At 38.4% G+C, this 19,885-nt stretch carries 17 protein-coding genes; 12 read left to right on the top strand and 5 right to left on the bottom strand.

Going from position 1 to position 19,885, the window contains the following annotated elements; all coding sequences use genetic code 11:
* Window positions 1-21: 21 nt before the first annotated feature.
* Window positions 22-870, bottom strand: coding sequence for a hypothetical protein (locus E4O07_RS06155; RefSeq protein ID WP_253687971.1), 849 nt, complete (start codon window positions 868-870; stop codon window positions 22-24).
* Between the two features lie 93 nt (window positions 871-963).
* Between E4O07_RS06155 and E4O07_RS06150 the strand changes: the two genes are divergently transcribed.
* From E4O07_RS06150 to E4O07_RS06120, 7 genes are read left to right on the top strand one after another with little or no spacing between them, the layout of a single operon-like run.
* Entirely contained in the window at window positions 964-1,593 is a 630-nt protein-coding gene (locus E4O07_RS06150; protein ID WP_253687970.1) for a hypothetical protein, read from the top strand.
* Window positions 1,594-1,605: 12 nt separating this feature from the next.
* Window positions 1,606-2,502, top strand: a complete 897-nt coding sequence (miaA, locus tag E4O07_RS06145) for a tRNA (adenosine(37)-N6)-dimethylallyltransferase MiaA (protein WP_253687969.1) — start codon at window positions 1,606-1,608, stop codon at window positions 2,500-2,502.
* A 31-nt stretch (window positions 2,503-2,533) separates the two neighbouring features.
* Window positions 2,534-4,216 carry an ATP-binding cassette domain-containing protein gene (locus E4O07_RS06140; protein WP_253687968.1) on the top strand — a complete coding sequence of 561 codons (1,683 nt, stop codon included), beginning with the start codon at window positions 2,534-2,536 and terminating at the stop codon, window positions 4,214-4,216.
* On the top strand, window positions 4,209-5,837 hold the full coding sequence (locus E4O07_RS06135) for an ABC transporter ATP-binding protein (RefSeq protein WP_253687967.1): 1,629 nt from the start codon (window positions 4,209-4,211) through the stop codon (window positions 5,835-5,837). The genes E4O07_RS06140 and E4O07_RS06135 overlap by 8 nt, the downstream gene beginning before the upstream one ends.
* 31 nt (window positions 5,838-5,868) lie before the next feature.
* Window positions 5,869-6,687, top strand: coding sequence for a glutamate racemase (murI, locus tag E4O07_RS06130; RefSeq protein WP_253687966.1), 819 nt, complete (start codon window positions 5,869-5,871; stop codon window positions 6,685-6,687).
* Window position 6,688: 1 nt separating this feature from the next.
* The gene (rsgA, locus tag E4O07_RS06125) at window positions 6,689-7,636 is read left to right on the top strand and encodes a ribosome small subunit-dependent GTPase A (RefSeq protein WP_253687965.1); all 948 of its coding nucleotides are present in this window, start codon (window positions 6,689-6,691) and stop codon (window positions 7,634-7,636) included.
* A 9-nt stretch (window positions 7,637-7,645) separates the two neighbouring features.
* A complete protein-coding gene (locus E4O07_RS06120; protein ID WP_253687964.1) occupies window positions 7,646-10,075 on the top strand; it encodes an endonuclease MutS2 in 2,430 nt (809 codons plus the stop codon).
* A gap of 53 nt (window positions 10,076-10,128) precedes the next feature.
* Here E4O07_RS06120 and E4O07_RS06115 read toward each other — a convergent pair whose 3' ends face one another.
* Entirely contained in the window at window positions 10,129-11,322 is a 1,194-nt protein-coding gene (locus tag E4O07_RS06115) for a transglutaminase-like domain-containing protein (RefSeq protein ID WP_253687963.1), read from the bottom strand.
* Window positions 11,323-11,437: 115 nt separating this feature from the next.
* Here E4O07_RS06115 and E4O07_RS06110 point away from each other — a divergent pair, with 115 nt between their 5' ends.
* The 4 genes from E4O07_RS06110 (at window position 11,438) to E4O07_RS06095 (ending at window position 14,936) form a co-directional block, all read left to right on the top strand.
* Window positions 11,438-12,802: a glycoside-pentoside-hexuronide (GPH):cation symporter gene (locus tag E4O07_RS06110; RefSeq protein WP_253687962.1), complete on the top strand. Its 1,365-nt coding sequence runs from the start codon at window positions 11,438-11,440 to the stop codon at window positions 12,800-12,802.
* A gap of 87 nt (window positions 12,803-12,889) precedes the next feature.
* Entirely contained in the window at window positions 12,890-13,153 is a 264-nt protein-coding gene (locus tag E4O07_RS06105; RefSeq protein WP_253687961.1) for a type II toxin-antitoxin system RelB/DinJ family antitoxin, read from the top strand.
* A 39-nt stretch (window positions 13,154-13,192) separates the two neighbouring features.
* On the top strand, window positions 13,193-13,849 hold the full coding sequence (locus tag E4O07_RS06100; protein ID WP_253687960.1) for a response regulator transcription factor: 657 nt from the start codon (window positions 13,193-13,195) through the stop codon (window positions 13,847-13,849).
* A 1-nt stretch (window position 13,850) separates the two neighbouring features.
* The gene (locus tag E4O07_RS06095; RefSeq protein ID WP_253687959.1) at window positions 13,851-14,936 is read left to right on the top strand and encodes a sensor histidine kinase; all 1,086 of its coding nucleotides are present in this window, start codon (window positions 13,851-13,853) and stop codon (window positions 14,934-14,936) included.
* On the opposite strand, the gene E4O07_RS06090 is transcribed toward E4O07_RS06095, so the two are convergent.
* Both E4O07_RS06090 and E4O07_RS06085 read right to left on the bottom strand, forming a co-directional pair.
* The gene (locus E4O07_RS06090) at window positions 14,933-17,554 is read right to left on the bottom strand and encodes an ABC transporter permease (protein WP_253687958.1); all 2,622 of its coding nucleotides are present in this window, start codon (window positions 17,552-17,554) and stop codon (window positions 14,933-14,935) included. The genes E4O07_RS06095 and E4O07_RS06090 overlap by 4 nt on opposite strands.
* Window positions 17,551-18,228 carry an ABC transporter ATP-binding protein gene (locus tag E4O07_RS06085; RefSeq protein ID WP_253687957.1) on the bottom strand — a complete coding sequence of 226 codons (678 nt, stop codon included), beginning with the start codon at window positions 18,226-18,228 and terminating at the stop codon, window positions 17,551-17,553. The genes E4O07_RS06090 and E4O07_RS06085 overlap by 4 nt, the downstream gene beginning before the upstream one ends.
* A 166-nt stretch (window positions 18,229-18,394) precedes the next feature.
* On the opposite strand from E4O07_RS06085, the gene E4O07_RS06080 reads away from it, so the two are divergent.
* Window positions 18,395-19,219, top strand: a complete 825-nt coding sequence (locus E4O07_RS06080) for a lipase family alpha/beta hydrolase (RefSeq protein WP_253687956.1) — start codon at window positions 18,395-18,397, stop codon at window positions 19,217-19,219.
* Window positions 19,220-19,256: 37 nt separating this feature from the next.
* On the opposite strand, the gene E4O07_RS06075 is transcribed toward E4O07_RS06080, so the two are convergent.
* Complete coding sequence (locus E4O07_RS06075) at window positions 19,257-19,850, bottom strand: HD domain-containing protein (RefSeq protein WP_253687955.1); 594 nt, start codon at window positions 19,848-19,850, stop codon at window positions 19,257-19,259.
* Window positions 19,851-19,885: the final 35 nt, after the last annotated feature.

The raw sequence follows: 19,885 nt of genomic DNA, 5'->3' as shown, positions 1-19,885 counted from the left end.
CTTTTGCTATTATTTTTTCTCTCATTGCCATATGTGGTAGCTGTGTATGTACTTTATAAAGCTGAGATTTCCTAAAATGAAAAGGGTAAGCCCTATGCCTAGGAGGGTATAGGATGATGTGTACAAGAGAACCGAATAACCGATTAAGGCTCCTGTCAGCGAAAGAGCTGCAAATAAATACTCTTTTATGTTTTTTGTGATATAGACAAAAAAGTAATTTACACAGGCCAAAATCGCCGCTATTAAAAACAAGTATATATATGAATGACCGGCCTTAATATCCGAAAGAAAATATCTGTTTATATAAAAATTGTTTATAGGCATTGACAGGCATATCAAAAAAGATATAAAGAAAACAAAAAAGAAGACCGAGGAGATTTTTCTAGTTATTATTTTGTTGGCAAAGATGCCTGCCATAAAAAGAGACATAATTCCCGCTAATCTAAAAAAATATACCAGCCGGGATAGGTTTGCTATACTATCCAGCACTATATTTGAAAAGTTATACAGCGGAAAAATCAGTCTTATACTTTCAAAGCTTATGCATATGGTAAACATGGCAAAGAAGGATATTTCGATTGCATGAGTTTTTTTGAATGTAAAGTATACGAAGACTAAAAAGCCGAGCGATAAAAAAGGAAAGGTTAAGATTCCTATTAATACCGCATAGTTGTCATAGTTATTTTTCGATAGATTGAGTATAAATTCAATAATACTTAAGCTTCCTGCAGATTTTGTGCCTGATACCAAGGAGTTATCAAGGTTTCTGTTAAGAACAATCCCGACAAAGGATATTAAGGATAGTATAAGAATTAAGGCTGTAACCGATATGGCGACTAGGCGCGCTCTGTTTCTTCCTGCAATTGTCATATTAGAGCAGTATACCAGTAAAAAAAATATTTGTAAAGGTCAATTATTCAAAAATACTTGATATATTGGTATTTTTGTGGTAAAATGCTTCCTATGAATTTTGTTTTTATTTTAGTTTTGCCCTTAGTTTTTTTACTCTACGCCCTATTTTCAAAGGAGCAGGGCGGCAAGTTTGCAGCCTTTTTATTCGGTATTTTGGGCGGGATAGTGTCATTGATAATTGTTTCTTTTTTCCCTTTTTCGAGCCTGCAAATTTCATCTTACTTGAGCTCCCATTTATGGCGCTTTTTCTTTCAGTACTTCTTTTTAAACGCTCTTTTTGGATCGGCATTTTTCTTTTTGATTTCATGGTCGCTTTCCGAAGATGTGTTGAGTAACAGCTTATCGGCTCTATTCGGCATTTTTAGCTCCGTCTTTGCCTATTTATTTTACGGAAATATCAATACTCCGGACTCGACAGAGCTTATCTTATTCCTCCTTATAATAATAGGTTCCATCCTTATTTTTGATTTTGTTTACTATATTTTAGCGGCCAATTTAACTATTTCCATGGATTTTATAGTTTATCTAATAGCCTTTATTTCTTTTATCGTTTTCACCCTTTTAGGCTCATATGCTCTTGCCGCTTGGTACTTATCCGAATCTTCAAATATGCATATTTTTGTTTCTTGCGGTATGTTTTTGCTGGGAGCGGTTCTTAATATTGTGCGGAACAGGTTGTAAACTTTTGATTTTATGAACCTCGATTTTATGTCTTTATCTGATAAACATAATTCTGCCGTTGTTTTGGGAGCTACAGCAACAGGAAAGACCTCCTATGCCGTGGGTCTTGCAAGGGAACTTGGCGGCGAAATTATTTCTGTAGATTCAAGACAGGTTTATAAGGGCCTTGATCTCGGTACCGGAAAGGACTTGGACGAGTATGGAGAGGTGCCCTATCACTTAATCGATATCTGCACCTTGGAAAGGGAGTACAATGTCTTCGACTTTCAAAATGATGCTTACAAGGCCTTTGAAGATATAAGGATGAGAAAAAAAATTCCGATCTTTGCGGGAGGAACAGGGCTTTATCTCGATGCCCTTATAAGGGAGTATGAGCTCATTCCTGTTCCGAAAAATGAAGAACTGAGGGTGTCCTTGGCCGGTAAGAATTTGGAGGGCTTACAAAAAGTTTTTTTTGAATACAAGGTTCCGATGCATAATAAAACCGACCTTGAAAACATGGAGCGGCTTATGCGGGCTATTGAAATTGCCGAATATAAAAAGACCCATCCCGATGCAGCCGAGATACTAAACGCAAGCCGCCCCGATATCCGCCCCCTTATAATCGGCCTTAAATATCCGCGGGAAATTTTAAGGGAAAGGATAAGGCTTAGACTCATTCAACGTATAAATGACGGAATGATCGAAGAAACTGAGAGGCTTCACAAAGAGGGATTTTCCTGGGAAAGGCTTGAAAGCTTGGGGCTTGAATATAAATTTACCGCCCAATACCTTCAAGGCAAAATAGACTCGAAGGAAAAGTACATTGATTCTCTTTACCGTGCTATTTGTCAATTTGCAAAAAGGCAGGAAACTTGGTTTAGACGTATGGAAAAAAACGGAGTAAAAATAAACTGGATTTTAAAGTGATTTGTATAAATTTTGTGATCGGAGGAGATTGATGGAATTAAAAACTCTTATCGGTAAATATAAAAGATCTTACATTGTTTTTTTTACAGGCTGTGTTCTTTCCAGCTTTGGGCAAATTTTTATGAGCATTGTTATGGCCTTTGCTATAGGAATGATGCAAAATCCTACACTTGAAGAAATAAAAAGCCGTATCGGATTTGTCGCTGCAGGAAGCCTTATTATGGGGCTTAGCCATTTTTTTGTTATACGCTTTAGTTTAAATTTTAAGCGGAATATTCAGCTGGAACTTAGAAAAATAGCCTTTGCTAAAATTTTAAAAAAATCTTATTCCGAATTCAATCTTAAATCAAAAGAAAACTATATTTCGAATTTGGTAAACGATATAAATCTTTTTAGAAGCGATTATTATTCTTCCTTAACCGCTCTTATAACTTCTATATCCTCCGTCAGTCTTTCTTATGTTCTTTTAATTTATATCGATTGTTTTTTCGCTCTTTTGGTTTTAGTCATAGCCCTTATTTTTTTATTTATAGGGAAATTATTTGAAAAACCGACAGTGAACTTAAAAAAATCTGTTTCCGAAAATAACGAAAATTTTTCGATTGAAGTTTCCAATGTTTTAAACGGCATTGAAATTTTAAAATTAAACGGTGTTGAAGACAGTTTTTGTAATAAAACAATTAAATCGATCAAAAAAGTAGAAGGCTATAAGCAAAGGTTTAATTTTCTTGAAAAATTTCAAGAAAATTTTTTCAGCCTTGTGGGTTTGTTTTTACGGGTGGGTATTTTGGCTTATTGCGTAAAAAAACTGATTATGGGTTATGACTTAACCTCTGCTGCCTTGCTTTTACAGCTTTCAAACCCTGTAATGTTTTCTTCAAGAACTATCTTTCCAAAAATAAATAAATATAAGGCAGCAAAAGAAATATATACCAAGATAACAAAGGATGATGAGGCTGAGACTATCAAAACTTCTAAAGGACTTACTATGGAATCTCCTATAGGAGTTAAGGATTTTAATTTTAAGGATAAAATTGAAGTTAAGAATTTAAGCTATACCTATGAAGGTAAGGAAGTTTTAAAAAATATCTCTTTTGAGATTTTGAAAAATAAAAAATATTTGATTCGGGGTGTGAGCGGTTCGGGAAAAACAACCCTTATAAATCTTTTATCAAAAACTATGGAAAATTATGAGGGAGATATTTTTGTTGACGGTATTAATTTAAAAGATATTTCTCCTTTATCGTTTAACGAAAAAATAGCCTTTATTTTTCAAAATGTTTTTTTGTTTGAAGATTCAATTAAAAATAATATTTGTCTATATAAGGATTATCCTCAAGATAAGTTTGATTTTGCAGTTGCGGCATCGGGCTTAAAAGATTTTATTTTAGAAAAAAAAGAGGATACAATTCTTTCCGAAAACGGTAAAGATTTATCCGGAGGTCAAAGACAAAGAATTTCCATAGCAAGGGCCGTAATAAAGGATTCCGAAATTCTTTTTGCAGATGAGGCATCAGCCAGCTTAGAAGAAAGTTTAGGCCGTCAAATTGAAAGCGATTTATTAGGTCTTGACACTACGCTCATCTCAATCTCTCACAGATATTACGAAGGCATAAGCGAAAAATATGATTATGTTATCGAAATAAAAAATAAAAGCCTTGAAGTGTTTCCGGCACAAAAATATTTTCAAAACGAGGTAAAATCAAATGATTAAAAAAGCAATTCGAAAATCCTATCCTATTTTATTTGTAACCCTCCTTTTTGCCTTGACCGGGGCTGTGCTTCAGCTGCGTGCATTATATATTACAAAGGACTTAGTGGATAATGCCTTGAGTATAGACCGCAGTATAGATTTTTTAAAAATAAATGCCGTAAAGATGGTTATTTGGTCGGCTTTTTCAATATTCTTTGTTTTAGTCGGTAATTTTTTTCAAAGCCTCTACTATAGAAAAGCCGTTGAATATGCAAAAACTTTTTATCTAAAGACCATCTTCAAAAAAAAGATAAACGAATTTCAAGCTGAAAATACGGCTAAATATTTTTCGAATCTTACAAACGACATGGAAAGGATTGAAAACGAGTACATTATGTCCTTATATGAAATCCTATATATGATTTTTCAAGCCCTTATAAGTGTAGGAGTTCTTTTATATGTAAACTATGTTATTCTCATTGCAGGAATCGCTGTCGGCCTTATATTTGCAGTAATGGCCGCCTTGATGGGGATACCTATGCAAAAGCACGAAAAACAATTATCCGATATTTTAGGAAAATACACGGAATATGTAAAAGAAATTCTTTCGGCATTCCAAATTATAAAAACAAATAATCTTCAAAAAAAAGCCTCAGATGATTTTTATCATAAGTCAAAAAATGTTGAAGATAAAGAATTTTTTGTAGGTAAACTTAGTTCGTATATTTTACTTATACTGATTTCAATACTCTTGCTTTTGGTCTTGGGTATAATATTGGGAGGCATTTATCTTGTATACTTAAAAATTATTACGGTGGGTACCTTGCTCTTTGCCCTATCTCCTATGACGAGAATCGTAAACAGCTTCGGTAATGTGGGCGGACAGATACAGGCTATTGTCGGTTTAAAAAAAGTATTTGAAACTATAGACGATAATTTAAAAAATTCCGATACTTACGAAGAAACAATCGAGCTTTCTTCTTTTGATTCTTCGATAGAGTTTAAAAATGTTTCTTTTAACTACGGCGAAAATGAGGTATTAAAAGATGTCGGCTTAAAATTCGAAAAAGGCAAAAAGTATCTGATAGTCGGCCCTTCAGGTGGAGGTAAAACCACTGTGCTGAAACTTTTGCGCAAATATTTTAATCCTACCGGCGGAGAAATTTTAGTTGACGGCAAAAACTTAAAAGACATAACTCCTCTTTCTTATTTTAAAAATATAGCAAATATAGAGCAGCAAGTTTTTTTGTTTGAGGACAGCCTTTATAATAATATTACTCTTTATAAAAATTATTCCCAAGATGAAATTAAAAAGGTTGTTAAAAATGCAGGCTTAAGCTCCTTTGTCGAAAACTTGTCCGGAGGATTGGACTACAAAATAACCGATAACGGTAAAAATATTTCGGGCGGCGAAAAGGCCCGAATAGCCATTGCCAGAGGTTTAATTACAAGGGCAAAATTGATTTTCTTGGATGAGGCCTTTGCCAGTCTCGATATGGAAACGGCGATCCGCATAGAAGAAACCTTACTCGCCTTAAAAGACGTAACCGTAATTAATGTAAGTCATGTTGTCTTCGATAAAACAAGGGCACAATACGATAATATAATTACGGTAAAAAATAAGGGCGTTGAACTAAGTTAAGAGTTAATATTAAAAGTGAGTGGAGTTTGATTTGACAAAAGAAAAAAATATTCAATATGTTTTTATCGACTCAGGCATAGGAGGCCTGCCTTATCTAAGGCACTTAAAAGAAATTGAGCCTCAAAGTTCTTGTGCCTACGTTGCAGACACAAAACATTTTCCTTATGGGGAAAAAACACTTGAAGAGGTAATAGAGTATACTCAAAATCTTGTAAAAAAGATAATCGAAGAGCTGCGGCCTTCGGTTATAATCATAGCCTGTAATACGATGACCGTTTCGGCTCTTTCGCATCTGCGGGAAAAATTCGATATTCCCTTTGTGGGCACGGTTCCTGCCATAAAGCCTGCAGCCTTGGCAAGTAAAAATAAAAAGATAGCCGTCCTTGCAACCGAAAGAACTGTAAACGATATCTATGTTCAAAACCTAATTGACGAGTTCGGAGCTGATTGTAAATTTTTTATGCGTGCCGATTCGGTTTTGGTCAGCAAAATAGAAAACTCCCTGCTTTCGGGAAGTGAAGAAGATAAAAAGGCTGCAATCCGGCCTGCGGTTGAGTTTTTTAAGTCGGCAGGAACCGATACGGCTGTCCTAGGCTGTACTCACTTTTTACATTTAAGGGATAAGTTTAAGGCCGTCTGTGAACCGGATATAAGGATTGTGGACTCATTGGACGGTGTTGTAAACCGGGCATTAAAAATATCTCCTCCTCAAAAATTAAAGGAAGAGAACTCAAAATTAAAAAATATTCAAAAAGATATTTTTTATATCACCTCGGAAAAAACTGAAGAAAATACAAAAAAGTATTCCGCTTATGCGGATCTTTTTGGTATGGTTTTAGGGTATTTTTAAAATGAAGGGATTGGTTTTAAAAGGATCTAATAATATTTTTTTTGTTGAATGTGAAGACGGAAAATTAAGAAACTGTTCCATTAAGGGAAAGATCTTAAAAGATTCTGCTCTTTACTATAATCCTCTTGCTGCAGGCGACCTTGTAAACATTGAGCCCGATACTCACTCGGAAGATGAGGGTTTGGTAACAGGCTTGATCGAAAGAAAAAATTCTTTTTTGCGTTTAAACCAAAAACTGAATATGCCTCAGCTTTTAGCCGCAAATATCGACCTCCTTGTTTGTGTTGCCTCTGCCGCAAATCCTCCCTTCCGTCCGCGCTTTGTAGACAGGATCTTAGTGCAGGCCGAGATTCAAAAGATTCCGGTTTTAATTGTGTTAAACAAGTGCGATCTAAAAATAGCGGATGATGTAAGAGATAGGATGGAAGATTGGAAAAGGCTGGGCTATAAGACGATTGAAGTTTCGGCAAAGGAGGGCAGGGGAATGGACAACTTAATAGAGACCCTCTCGGCTAAAACTTCTGCCCTTGTCGGACAATCCGGAGTGGGGAAGAGTACCCTCTTAAATTTTATAGCCCCCGATTTAAATTTAAAAACCTCTGCAATCTCGGATAAGTATGACAGAGGTACTCACACTACAACTCAGGGAGAATACTTTAAAATAAGAGCCCTTACCTCAAAGGGCAAAGAACATTCGATAAACATAATCGATACACCCGGTGTGAGGAACTTTGCAATTTACGGCATAGGGCCTGAGGATACGGGCCTATATTTTCCTGAGATGGAAAAGCTCATAGGCTCATGCAAATTCGGCCTTTCCTGCACTCATACCCATGAACCCGGATGTGCCCTTTTAGAAGCCTTAAAAAAGGGAGATATTCATAAGGATAGGTATACGAGTTTTGAGCTTATAAATAAAGAATTACAAGAAACGGTAAAAAAATATTAGGAAGGATTTATGACTGAGCATACGCTGGAAGTTTTACAGTTTTCGAGGATAAGAGAAATTATTGCATCCTATTGTGTAACGGATGAAGGAAAAGAATTTTGTTTAAAAAAGAATCCGGATACCGATATAAAAAAAATAGAAGAAGAAAAAAAGTTAGGGATTGATTTTTTAAATCTTTTAAGGGCATATAAGGCTCCTTCGATTAAATACCGCCCTCCTGTTCTTCCCTTTCTTGAGGGTATCGATATTGAAGGGGCTGCCCTTGATATCGAAGGCGTTTATTCGGTCGGGCTTTTGGCCTTGTCCGTTTCTTCTTTACACGAATGGTTGAGCCCTTTTTTGGAAAATGAAGAGCCGAATGAAAACTCGATTGTTTCCTTTGTAAAAAAAATACCCGATATGCTCCATTTAAAAAAGCTCGTATTTTCTTTTATAGATGAAACCGGAGAATTGCAAGACCTTCCTTCCTTGCGGGCAATAAAAAGCAAGATACGTTCCATAGAGGACGACATCGATAAGACTATGCGGAACTATTTTACAAACGATGCAACCCGCCAAATGCTTCAATCCAATCTCCCTACAGTAAAGGACGGAAGACAGGTTATAGCCGTAAGATCCAACTTTAAAGGAAGAATCCCGGGAATAATTCATGAGTATTCTCAATCGGGGCAAACCTTTTATCTTGAGCCCGAAGAAATAGTTGTAAAAAATAATGATTTGATTGCAGCCCATGCCGAATACGAGCGGGAACTCTTGAGGCTCTTACAAGAATTGACTTCTCAAATTGCAGAGCATACCGAAGAAATAAAAGAGGCCTGTGAGGCAATTACAAAATTGGATTGTATTGCAGCCGCTTCCCGATGGGCTCATTCCAATAATTGTGTCTTTGCAGGCAGCATCGCTAAAAATTCTCACTCTGAAAATGACGGCGGCATCTCCTTTTATCTTCATCAAGCCCGCCATCCCCTGCTTGGAAAATCGGCAGTTCCTATAGATTTAAAACTATCTAAGGATGACAGGGTACTTATTATAACAGGGCCTAATACCGGAGGAAAAACCGTAAGCTTAAAAACGGCAGCCCTCTTCGCTCTTATAAATCAAACAGGCTGGCCCCTCCCTGCAGGGCCCTTGACCCGTCTCCCTTACTTTGATTTTATAGCCTGCGACATAGGAGATGAGCAGTCAATGGACCAATCCCTTTCTACCTTTTCTGCTCACATGAAAAATGTTTCGGAAATTATACGAAGGGCAGGGGATAAAAGTCTTATCATTCTTGATGAGCTTGGAAGCGGTACTGATCCGCAAGAAGGCTGTGCAATCGCTATGGCCGTTCTTGACGATCTTTTAGAAAAAAAAGCCTTTGTCTTTGTTACCACCCATCATGGGGCCTTAAAAAATTACGGCTACAGCAAGGATTCTTGTGTAAACGCCTCAGTCGAATTTAATCAAAACACCTTGAGTCCAACCTATCGGATCCTCATGGGAGTTCCTGGTGAAAGTCATGCAGTCGACATAGCCAAACGGAACGGCCTTCCCGAACATATAATCGAAAAAGCTCATACCTATTTGGGTAACAACAGGGCCGATGTTTCCGATCTTATCAAGGGGCTCATTCAAAAGCATGAAGACCTAAACGAATTCGAACTTCAAAAAAAAGAAGAAGAATTAAAACTAAAAGAGGATAGGCGCCGCTCCGATTTAAAGGAGCTTCAATTAAAACAAAAAGAATTGGAACTAAAGCGGGACGGAATAAAAAGGCTTGATCTTTTTTTTGAAGAAAAAAGAAAATTTCTTGAAAACCTTGTCCGTGAACTTAGAGAGGGTGAACTAAGCCGCGAAAAAACTTTAAGCGTTAAAAAATGGATTGACGATTTTGAAAAAGACTTGGGCAAAGAACATGAGGCTCTAAAACTTGAGCAATCGCAAATAGACGAAAGGCTTCATACTTCAAAAGAAAAAAACAAGGCTCCTCAAAATTCCAAACTGCAAGAAGGTACCCGCATTATAATTAAAAGCCTCCGTCGTAACGGTGAACTTATCCGTGAAGAAAAAAAAGGTAAGTGGCTGGTTGCCGTAGATAACTTAAAGCTTACTATTTCGGAAGACGATATGGAGATTTGCGAAAATCAAGAAAAACTTAAACTTTCCAAACCCATTGTAAGCCTTATAAGCGACACAAGCGCTCCGGCCTCCCGCCCTTCTTTTGAGCTCCGCCTCTTAGGAATGAGGGCTGAAGAAGCTCAAAAGGCCTTGCAGGATCAAATGGATCTGGTCTTGGTGCACGGCATTACTGAATTTGCTATTATTCACGGAAAGGGACACGGAATTCTTCAAGAATTATCTCACGATTTTTTAAAAAGAAGTCCATTTGTCAAAGACTTCCGTTTTGCAAAGCCCGAAGAAGGCGGTTCGGGAAAAACAATAGTGAGTCTGGGATAGCTATGGATTTGCCGTGCATAATTAAAAGCCCTTGGCTTTTGTCTGCCTTAAAGCTAATTTGATTCAAAGTCTTCTATTACGTAAAAGTCGACGGGAAACCAGTTTTCGGGAGCAGCTATCTCATCGGCGATTTCGCCGATTGGAACATGGGCTGTAGTTTCGCAGCCCAGGTAATCTCTGCCGTTATGGGTAAAACAGGTTCCGCTTCCCTGACAGTCTACTGCGGCTATGGCATGGGACTTATTCGGTGAAACCAAAAGAACAGCATCTATGTTCATTTGTTTTAACATTAACACCATAAGAAGAGCCCTGCTGTCGCAGTCGCCTCTCTTTTCTGCAAGGGCTTGGGGGAGATTCATAAAATCGCTTCCCTTTCTGTCTCTTTCGTAATTAAAATTTTGAACCAAAAAGAGAAGTTCCTTTGCCGCTTTTTCTGCAAATCCGCTTTGATTGTTTTCGTCAAAGATTGAAGTATATACTGCAAAGGAGGCAGGCGCTATACGGCTCCAGGCATCCCTAAAAATTACCTTATAAAACCTCTGCCAAGCTGCAATTAAATTATCGTGATTTAAATACATAGTCAAAACCGAAAACTCCCTGTCAATCACCGATTGGTTTGCTTGAGCATCCGATTCATCTATCGTGAAGGAAATGTTTTTATTGTTAAAAACATAGTCGAGAGTTTTTTCTTTTGTTTTAGGATAGAGGGCTGCCGTAACCGGCCCCGGCTCAAAATAAGACATCGTATCGGTATAAACGGTATCCAGGGAAGAAATCATTAGATTTTCACACTCCTTAGCCTTATCCTTGTCGGTGTAGGTAAGAAGAACAAGCCAGCCGGTTTTATTTGGCAGCGCAAGGGTTAAAACCCAGCCTGAAAGCTCTTTCGGCTTATATTTTTCGGAAGGAGAATATAAAAAAGAAACGGACGATAAAAGAGCCTCCTTATTCCTCCATATAAAAGGAACATCCTTATGAGTCATTTTTAGCTGCTTAAAAATATGTTCGGCAGCTTCTTTTATGTTTTTAAATTGAGGCTCTTCATACAAGGCTATTTGCAGGTCAACGGGAAGGATTGCATGCTGAAAAAGATATCTTTCATTTCCTTCTCTGTCGGCTAAAACGAAATCTTCAGGGAGGTCAAGTGCATAGCCCCATGAAGGGGAATACATTTGTTCTGCCGGGAGAGAAACACTTAAAAAAAAGAAACTGCTTAGAAGCAAAAAATACCTTAAAATTTTTCTCATACAATTATAGATTATAACTTATTTTTAATAATAATACTATAGTTTTAATTTTAAATTTACTTTGCACATCCCTAAAAATTGTGCTATACTGTTTATGCTTAACTTTGGAGGAAGTATGAACAAAAATAGATGGACCTTCGGTCTGGGTACTATAGGACGCGATATGGTTTACTCATTGATAAGCATGTATCTTATTTTTTACATGACAGATGTAATCTATGTTCCTACAAACGTATTGTGGAGCATTACGGTTATTGTCCTTGCAGCCCGCATTTTTGATGCCTGTAATGACCCGATTATGGGCTTGATAGTAGATAATACCAAGACCAAGTACGGAAAGTTTAAGCCTTGGATAGCCTTCGGTGCCCTGACCTCGGGGATTTTAACAATACTTCTTTTTACCGATTTCGGGATTAAGGGCGGGGCCTATGCTGCCATTTTCGGTATTATCTATCTTTTATGGGGCATGACTTATACGACAAACGATATAAGCTATTGGTCGATGCTTCCTTCTTTAAGTGTGGATCAAAAGGAAAGGGAAAAAATAGGCGCCATTGCCCGTATTTGTGCAAATGTGGGGCTTTTCTTTGTTGTTGCAGGAATAGTGCCCATTACAACCGCTTTGGGCAATAAGACGGGAAGTCTTGCCAAAGGATATTTTTTCTTTGCAATTATGGTTACCGTGATTATGTGGCTCGGTCAGATTATAACCTTAATCGGTGTAAAAGAGCCCGAAATAACAAAGCCCCAAAAGCATACCTCCCTAAAAGAACTTTTAAGCGTTATCGTAAAAAACGACCAGCTCCTTTTAACGGCAATAGCCATGACCCTCTTTATGATAGGCTACATGACTACAACAAGTTTCGGCCTCTACTTTTTTAAGTACGCTTACGGCGATGAAGGTATGTACTCCGTATTTGCTATTATCCTCGGCCTTTCCCAAATTTCAGCCCTAATCATTTTTCCGCTTTTAAGTAAATTTTTTGTAAGGCAGAACATATATACGGCTTCCATAATAATGGTCTTGGCGGGCTACCTCATCTTCTTTTTTGCACCTGTAAATACCATGCTTTTTATAGGTATTTCGGGCGTTTTGCTCTTTGTGGGCCAAGCCTTTATTCAGCTTATGATGCTCATGTTCCTTGCCGACTGCGTTGACTACGGCCATTGGAAGCTGGGCAAGCGGAATGACAGCATTTCGTTTTCGATTCAGCCCTTTATCAATAAGCTTTCGGGAGCTATCGGAAACGGCATCGTAAGTGCAGTCGTCATCCTTTCGGGAATCAAAGAAGCTTCATCCGCCGCCGAGGTTACAAAGGAAGGCCTTTTGATGATGAAAAGCGCCATGCTCGTCTTTCCTCTTTTTTGCATTGTCGGCAGCTACATCCTCTACCGCCTCCGCTATAAAATCGACGAAAAAACCTATGCCCGCATTTTAACGGAACTTGAAGAGCGCGGAGAACTGGTAAGGAAAGAGTAAATTTATCATATTTGCAAATAATTATATTGACATTGTAAATAATTATACGTACAATATAAATATATTTTAAGACAATGGAGATTTTCTATGGCTCAAATAAATGTTAATATAAGAATGGATGCTGACATAAAAAAAGAGGCCGAACAGCTTTTTGATAGTTTGGGAATGAATATGACAACGGCATTTAATATTTTTATTCGTCAATCGTTAAGAATCGGCGGTATTCCGTTTAAAATTATGAGTGACGAAAAAGGTTTTTATAATAAATATAATCAGGAAAGACTAAAAACGGCAGCTGAACGGATGAATCAAGGAAAATATATTGTGCATGACACAATAGGTATAGAATAATTGGTAATCAAATACAAATAATTCAGTGCAAAACTCATTATGGTGAAAAATAATTTGGATAAAGATTCCGATGTAATTCTTATGACGCTTCTTATAATTGAAGACGATGACCGGATACGAAAAGAGATAAAAACTTTTTTTAAGGCGGATTTCGATATTGCGGAAGCCGCCTCGATAAAAGAGGCTTTGCCCTATCTTGATTCCGATATTGTACTCCTCGATTTAAACCTTGGCAGACAATCTTCTTTACCGCTTATCCCGAAAATAAAATCGGCTTGCATAGTTATTTCGGTTCAAGATGATGAGCAAACGATTGTCAGGGCCTTGGAAGAGGGCGCTTGCGACTATGTAACAAAGCCTTTCAGCCTCAATGTGCTTAAGGCGCGGATAAACGCAATTTTACGCCGGAACAATAATCAGGATATTTATTTGAATATAAAAAACGGAGAGCCTATAATTCTCATCGATAAAAAGGAAATTATATTGACAAAAAAAGAATATCAAATAATGAGCCTTTTTTTTAATAACTCGAGCACGGTTTTAACGCGCAGCCTTATCTTGGAACATATTTGGGATAAGGACGAGGCATTTGTAGAAGATAACACGCTGACCGTTACGATGAGCCGCCTTAAAAACAAGATAGGCAGCTCAAAGATAGAAACCGTAAGAGGAATAGGCTACAGGTGGAAAGGTTAGCATGAGCGGCTTAAAAATACGCTTTGCCGTTTATTTTTGCATTTTGGCGGCTCTCAGTTTTTTTGCTTATAAAAACTTTCAGGCAAAATATACGGCTGCTCTTTCCGCCGTCTTACAGTATCTTCCCGATGAACAAAAGATTGAAGTCCTGCAAAAAATAAAAACGGATAGTGTACAGACTGAAAGCGTAAAAACGGAAATCCTTGAAAAACTCATGTATAGGGAGGACTACTCCTTTTTTTATCTTATGCTCTGTGCCGTCTTTGTTTTGATTTTGAGTGCCTTTCTTTTGGAATGTTTTTTTTACAGGCGGCAGAATAAAAAAGAAACGGACAACATCGCCTCTTACCTTGATTCCCTTGAAAAAGGAGAGGGGAAACTGATTCCTAAAAACGGGGGGCTTCTTTACGATAGGCTTTACAAGCTGTATACCGAACTCATTTTTGAACGGGAAAATGCTCAAGCCGAAAAGCTTAGATTTCAAAAAAATCTTGAAGATATAGCCCATCAAATAAAAACACCCATTACGGCAATGCTCCTTTCTTTGGAAAACTCAAGCCCGTCCGCAGATAATTCTCCGCTGCACCGCTTAAATGAGCTTACCGAAAGGCTGCTTCATTCGGCAAGCCTTGAATCCGGAACCATGCCGATGAAAAAAGCTCCGCTTTCCGTTTATGAAGCTTGTTTTGAAGCTTATGAGGCTTGCGAACATCTTTTTGAACAAAAAGGTATTGCCGTTCATATCGAATCTTCCGGTATCCTTATAAGCGCCGACTATTATTGGATAACCGAAGCCTTTATGAACATTTTTAAAAATGCAGCTTCCTATCTTTCAAAAGGAAACACTGTAAACGTCTTTTTTAACGAAACGCCCCTTTACACGGAAGTTATCTTTAAAGATGACGGGAGCGGTATTCAAAAAGAAGCCTTGCGCTCCGTCTTTAACCGCTTTTATAAAACTCCCGATTCCAAAGGTTTCGGCTTAGGTTTAAACATCGCAAAATCCATTGCCGAAAAAAACAACGGTACCCTTTGCGCTTACAACGAAAACGGTGCCGTATTTAAATTTACGTTTTATAAAAGCTAATTATTTACCTCCTCCGCTATATTCATGCCTTGAAAACGCTTTGCGCCAAGGCGGAAAAAGAGGTAGACGGCGGAAGCGATGAGGGCGGTAAGAACTGCGAGCACAGGATAGTTCATATAGATTAAAAAACGTTTAAACGTAAACGAAATGCTCAATGTTCCGTACCAAAGCGTTAAGCCTGTACAAAGCGGCACGGCATACAGCAGCGAGCGCAGCATAAAATAAAAATAGTCGCGTATAAGTAAGGCTTTTAGTTCCGCCTCCCGAATGCCGTACGATTTGAGCAAAAATATTTCGCGCTTGCGGTGGGCAAAAAACATGTTTACGGCAGCGTACACGGTAGCAAGGGTAATCAAAGTGCAGACGGCACATACCGAATACAATAAAAGGGAAACCACATCGGATGCCGATTTATTGGCCGCTCGCAGCTGTTCACCGTCAACACTAAACCTCTCTTCTTCCTGTATATAATTTTTTAGAAGATTGTTATAATAGTTTTCATCGGCAAGCGGCGTGTTTTTATGTTCTTCGGTACGGACATTCATAAAGTACTGGGTAAACGTATAATCGTATTCGTTTTTTGGAGTAAAATGTTCATGCAAAAGCCGATCCAATTCTTCTGCCGGAATAAAAACTACTGTAGCATAGCCGCTTGCAATTTCGTTTATATCATATAAAAAATCTTGGGAAAGTTCCCTAATGTATTTTTCAACAACGAATTCTTTTTCCGCCATATCACTGCCTGTACTGCCGATTCCGTACAGAGTTATAGGAAGACTTTTTACGCCTTCGTCAAAATAGGGAATGTATTGAGCCTTGGAAACCTCATCTTCAAAATTCTTCCTCACACCGTTAAACACTACAATACCGCGGTAATCGCTGTGCCCCGTTAATCTTTTAAAATCTTCAGGCAAAAGTCCCGTAAAGAACACCGAGATAACCGCCTTACCGTTTTCTCTTTTAACAAGTTTACCTTCCGCCTTTTTATAAAAGCCTTTCTTTTTAAATTCGTCCGACAAAAAAGTTTCGGGATACATAAATGCATATTTTTGCGTGTAAATTAAATAATCTTTTTTATCGAGCTGTTCTTGCAGGCGCTGAAAGGGCTCGGGGATTCCTTTTCTGTGGGTGCGCAAAAAAAGACTAAAATCGTAAAAGCGTTCTCTTTCCCAATAATTGCGCTCTACATGAAGTCCCGTTTCCATGAGCAAAATAAAAAAGCTGACGGTAAGCGAAAAGGTAACAAGGGCTGTGCTCGCTTTAAAAATAACAAAGTTGTTTTTACGCAATTCTTTTTCAAGGCTTTTTGCCTGCCTTTTCCGCTTATCCTTTTTAAGATCAAAGCCTCCTTTTAGTGCTTCGATAATGTCCATGCGGGAAAGTTTACGGGCAGGAAGACTTGCCGAAAGCGCAACACAGATAAAGACAAAGGCTCCTGCAATAAGGTTCATCGTTATACTGAAATTATAGCTCGAAACAATTTGATATTGAGCGTTTTGGGTTGTCCCTTTTATAAATTCGATAATAAGATACGAAAGAATATTGCCCGGAATAAGGCTGAACAGGGCCGCAGGCAGGGCTTGCTTTAAGGCTTCTTTTACCACGAGTTTTTTGAGCTGTTTACGAGAGGAGCCGATACTTTTATACATTGCAAGCGTCCGTATTTTATTGAAGGCCCAAATGCCGTAAATATTTTTAAGCATCAGCACAAAGACGAGAACCGTTCCCACCGCAAGATAGAGAGGAAAAAGCGTTACTGTAAGGATTTGCTCGATTGAAATTTCATTGCGGTCAAAGGCGCCGTAGACGGAAAGAAGAAGATCGTTTACAAAAAAGATGTCGCGGTAGTCTTCGGTTTCAGGTTCTATCAAAGAAGCGAGGTCTTTTACGGTTTTATAGCCCTTCCATTTGTTTGCAAAAACAAAGGCTATGTTTGCGCTCTTTCCGTCCTCAAATGCATCGCCTAAGGCCCGTGTTTTCACAACAGGGTTTGCCGCGACGGTAGTCCTGTTATTTTTAAAAATACCGGTAATGGTAAAGGAGCGCTCTCCTTCAGGACGGAAGACTTCGCCTTTTGCAGGATATTCTCCCGCAGGCACAATCCGCTCATTACCTTCTTCGGTGCCGGTTTCGCCGGAAGTTTCGCTTTCGGCTGCCTTTCCCCCTTCCTTTAACCGCACAATGCGCTTCCCCGCGGTTACGCTCACTGTATCGCCTATTCCAAGACCGAACCTTTCTTTAAATTCCACGGAAATTATCAGCTCCGTGTTGTCTTTCGGAAAGTTTCCCTCAATCAGAGCATCGCGGGTGAGCATACTGCCTTCCGCTTCTTCAAGTGCGCATAAAACACCCTCATGCCGAATCGAAATCAAATCCCGAATGATGTAGGTTTCCTTGACGTTTTTATGGGCTGCAATGAGGCTCCGCACCTCCTGCTTATAAGACTTGCGTGTAACCGCATCGTAGGGAAAGCGTTCTTTAAAATAAGCAATCCTGTTTGAATATGAGGAGTAAGCTATATTTACAAAGAGCGAAAAAAATATGCCCGTCATCGTAACGGCGAGGAGGACTGCCCCGTTTTTTTTCATATCGCAGTTTTTTATACCGAATCTTTTCATACAGCCTCGTCCTTTACAATTTTTCCGTCCGACAACTCCACAATCCGCGATGCGGAAAGGGCGAGCCTTTCATCGTGAGTTACCATCAAAACGGTTTGATTATATGTTTTATTTGCATATTGAAGGAGGCTCATAATTTCATCGGTGTTTTTGCGGTCAAGGTTTCCCGTAGGTTCGTCCGCCAAAAGGAGGGCGGGAGAATAAATGAGGCTCCGCGCAATCGCCGCCCGCTGCTGTTGTCCTCCTGAAAGTTCGTGCGGAAAATTATTTAGCTTATTTTGTATGCCGAGCTTTTCGGTAAGATTTATCAGCCTATCCTTATCGATTTTTTGCTTGTCAAGCACAAGCGGCAAACTTATGTTTTTTTCGATGGAAAGGTTCGGAATAAGGTTATAAAACTGGTACACAAGCCCGACCTTCCGCCTCCTAAAAAGAGCAAGTTCATCTTCAGAGTACTTCGAAATATCTTCGCCTTGAATAAAAATCTTCCCCGAATCGGGCGAATCCACCCCGCCCAAAATATGAAGGAGGGTACTTTTCCCGCTCCCGGAAGAACCGACAATCGCAACAAACTCACCCCTGTCAACCGAAAGACTCACATCATCAAGGGCTTTTACCAGCGTATCGCCCGTACCGTAGGTCTTACACACATGTTCAATCCGTATAATTTCCATAAAAACCTCACAATAAAAATAATAAAAATTTCTTTTTTCGGTTAAGACAATAACATAGAAACCTTACATTTATGTGACATTTTTAAAGATCTCTATTAACTTGACAGTTGCATATTTTTATTATAGTATAAGTCAATATTTTTTGTATCTTAAACAATATATCATTATGACTAAAACTAATTTTGAGCCTGTTGACGGCTTATGTCTGACTCGTTATCCTCTTTTTTTTATTCACGGTATAGGTTTTAAAGATAATTCGACATATTATTCTTATTGGGGAAGGATAACCGATTGCCTGCAAAATCACGGGGCTAAGGTATTTTTCAGTAACCATGATCGTATAGGAACAATACATGATAATGCCGTAAAAATTAAGGAAAAGCTTGATTATATTATTAAAACCGAACACCTTGAAAAGGTGAATATTATAGCTCATTCAAAAGGAGGAATTGAAGCCCGGTATCTTATTTCTACTCTTGGAGCTGCAAAGTATACGGCTTCACTGACAACCTTTGCAAGCCCTCATCATGGGATTAAGGCTATAGATGCTGCCTGCCGCATACCCCTTTTGATGTCTGCTTTTAATCCCTTTGTTAATGTATGTTTTAAATTATGGGGTGATAAAAATCCACAATTTAAAAAGACTGTAAAAGAATTAGGCGCCGAAGATATGGAAAAGTTTAATGCCGAAAATAAAGACAATCCGCATGTACTGTATTTCAGTTATGCTGCAAAAATGAAAAATGCTTTAAGCGATCTTATATTTTTGTTGAGTTATCCGATAGTTAAATTTACGGATGGGAATAGCGACGGGCTTATCCCTGTCGAATCCGCAAAATGGGGTATTTTTAAGGGAATAATAGAAAGTGAAGGAGGAAGAGGGGTTTCACATTCCGATGTGGTAGACATCCGCCGCTCTCCGATTGGTAATCTGGATATTACCGATATCTATGTAGAACATGTACACGAACTAAAAGAGCTCGGGTTTTAGTTTATTTCTTTTGTTAGGTGTTCGCAATTGTAATATTTTACATATCCAGATAAAGCCCCAAGGCTGTCCCCTTTTCTATTATATCAAGGGCAAAGGTCCAAAGTTCCTCAGAAAAGTCTTTTATAAACTCTTTTTTATCGATGATTTGGGATTTTTTTAAATTCTTTTTGATGATATTTCGGTTATTGGTATAATAATGATTTAAAAGAGGCTGTAGGTTATCCAAGACTGCCGCATATTGGGCTTCCGGTGTTTTGCGCTCTTCGAATTCCAGCCAAGTGTTCATAAAGTCTTCTTTTTGGTCGTCAGGCAAAAGAGAAAAAATTTTATCTGCAGCTATTTTTTCATTGGTCTTAGCTTCTTCTCTTTTTTGACTATCGTACAAAAAGGTATCGCCTGCATAAACTTCAACTATGTCGTGAATTAAAAGCATCTTGAGGGTGTGAAGAAGGTCGACTTTTTCCTTACAGTATTCCGCAAGGAGAAGAGCCATAACGGCAATATGCCAAGAATGTTCGGCACTATTTTCCTGTCTTACTCCTCCGATTATACCGTTTTGCCTGTAAACGATTTTTAATTTTTCAAGCTCAAAAACGAAGCTCATCTGTTTTTCCAATCGTGAAACACTCATTTTGTTGCCTTACAATAAAAATAGCCTTAAAACTT

This window comes from Treponema sp. OMZ 798 (assembly GCF_024181385.1).
In the GTDB taxonomy this organism is placed as follows: Bacteria; Spirochaetota; Spirochaetia; order Treponematales; family Treponemataceae; genus Treponema_B.
The sequence above is the reverse complement of the archived record's forward strand: the minus strand, read 5'-3'. Positions and strand labels throughout refer to the sequence as shown.

Excerpts from the sequence above, each read along its gene's own strand:
- E4O07_RS06095 (WP_253687959.1), top strand. The coding sequence starts at position 13,851 with ATGAGCGGCTTAAAAATACGCTTTGCCGTTTATTTTTGCATTTTGGCG.
- E4O07_RS06140 (WP_253687968.1), top strand. The coding sequence starts at position 2,534 with ATGGAATTAAAAACTCTTATCGGTAAATATAAAAGATCTTACATTGTT.
- miaA (WP_253687969.1), top strand. The coding sequence starts at position 1,606 with ATGAACCTCGATTTTATGTCTTTATCTGATAAACATAATTCTGCCGTT.
- E4O07_RS06115 (WP_253687963.1), bottom strand. The coding sequence starts at position 11,322 with ATGAGAAAAATTTTAAGGTATTTTTTGCTTCTAAGCAGTTTCTTTTTT.
- E4O07_RS06150 (WP_253687970.1), top strand. The coding sequence starts at position 964 with ATGAATTTTGTTTTTATTTTAGTTTTGCCCTTAGTTTTTTTACTCTAC.
- E4O07_RS06075 (WP_253687955.1), bottom strand. The coding sequence starts at position 19,850 with ATGAGTGTTTCACGATTGGAAAAACAGATGAGCTTCGTTTTTGAGCTT.
- E4O07_RS06135 (WP_253687967.1), top strand. The coding sequence starts at position 4,209 with ATGATTAAAAAAGCAATTCGAAAATCCTATCCTATTTTATTTGTAACC.
- E4O07_RS06085 (WP_253687957.1), bottom strand. The coding sequence starts at position 18,228 with ATGGAAATTATACGGATTGAACATGTGTGTAAGACCTACGGTACGGGC.
- E4O07_RS06090 (WP_253687958.1), bottom strand. The coding sequence starts at position 17,554 with ATGAAAAGATTCGGTATAAAAAACTGCGATATGAAAAAAAACGGGGCA.
- E4O07_RS06105 (WP_253687961.1), top strand. The coding sequence starts at position 12,890 with ATGGCTCAAATAAATGTTAATATAAGAATGGATGCTGACATAAAAAAA.
- E4O07_RS06155 (WP_253687971.1), bottom strand. The coding sequence starts at position 870 with ATGACAATTGCAGGAAGAAACAGAGCGCGCCTAGTCGCCATATCGGTT.
- E4O07_RS06080 (WP_253687956.1), top strand. The coding sequence starts at position 18,395 with ATGACTAAAACTAATTTTGAGCCTGTTGACGGCTTATGTCTGACTCGT.
- E4O07_RS06120 (WP_253687964.1), top strand. The coding sequence starts at position 7,646 with ATGACTGAGCATACGCTGGAAGTTTTACAGTTTTCGAGGATAAGAGAA.
- rsgA (WP_253687965.1), top strand. The coding sequence starts at position 6,689 with ATGAAGGGATTGGTTTTAAAAGGATCTAATAATATTTTTTTTGTTGAA.
- E4O07_RS06100 (WP_253687960.1), top strand. The coding sequence starts at position 13,193 with ATGGTGAAAAATAATTTGGATAAAGATTCCGATGTAATTCTTATGACG.
- E4O07_RS06110 (WP_253687962.1), top strand. The coding sequence starts at position 11,438 with ATGAACAAAAATAGATGGACCTTCGGTCTGGGTACTATAGGACGCGAT.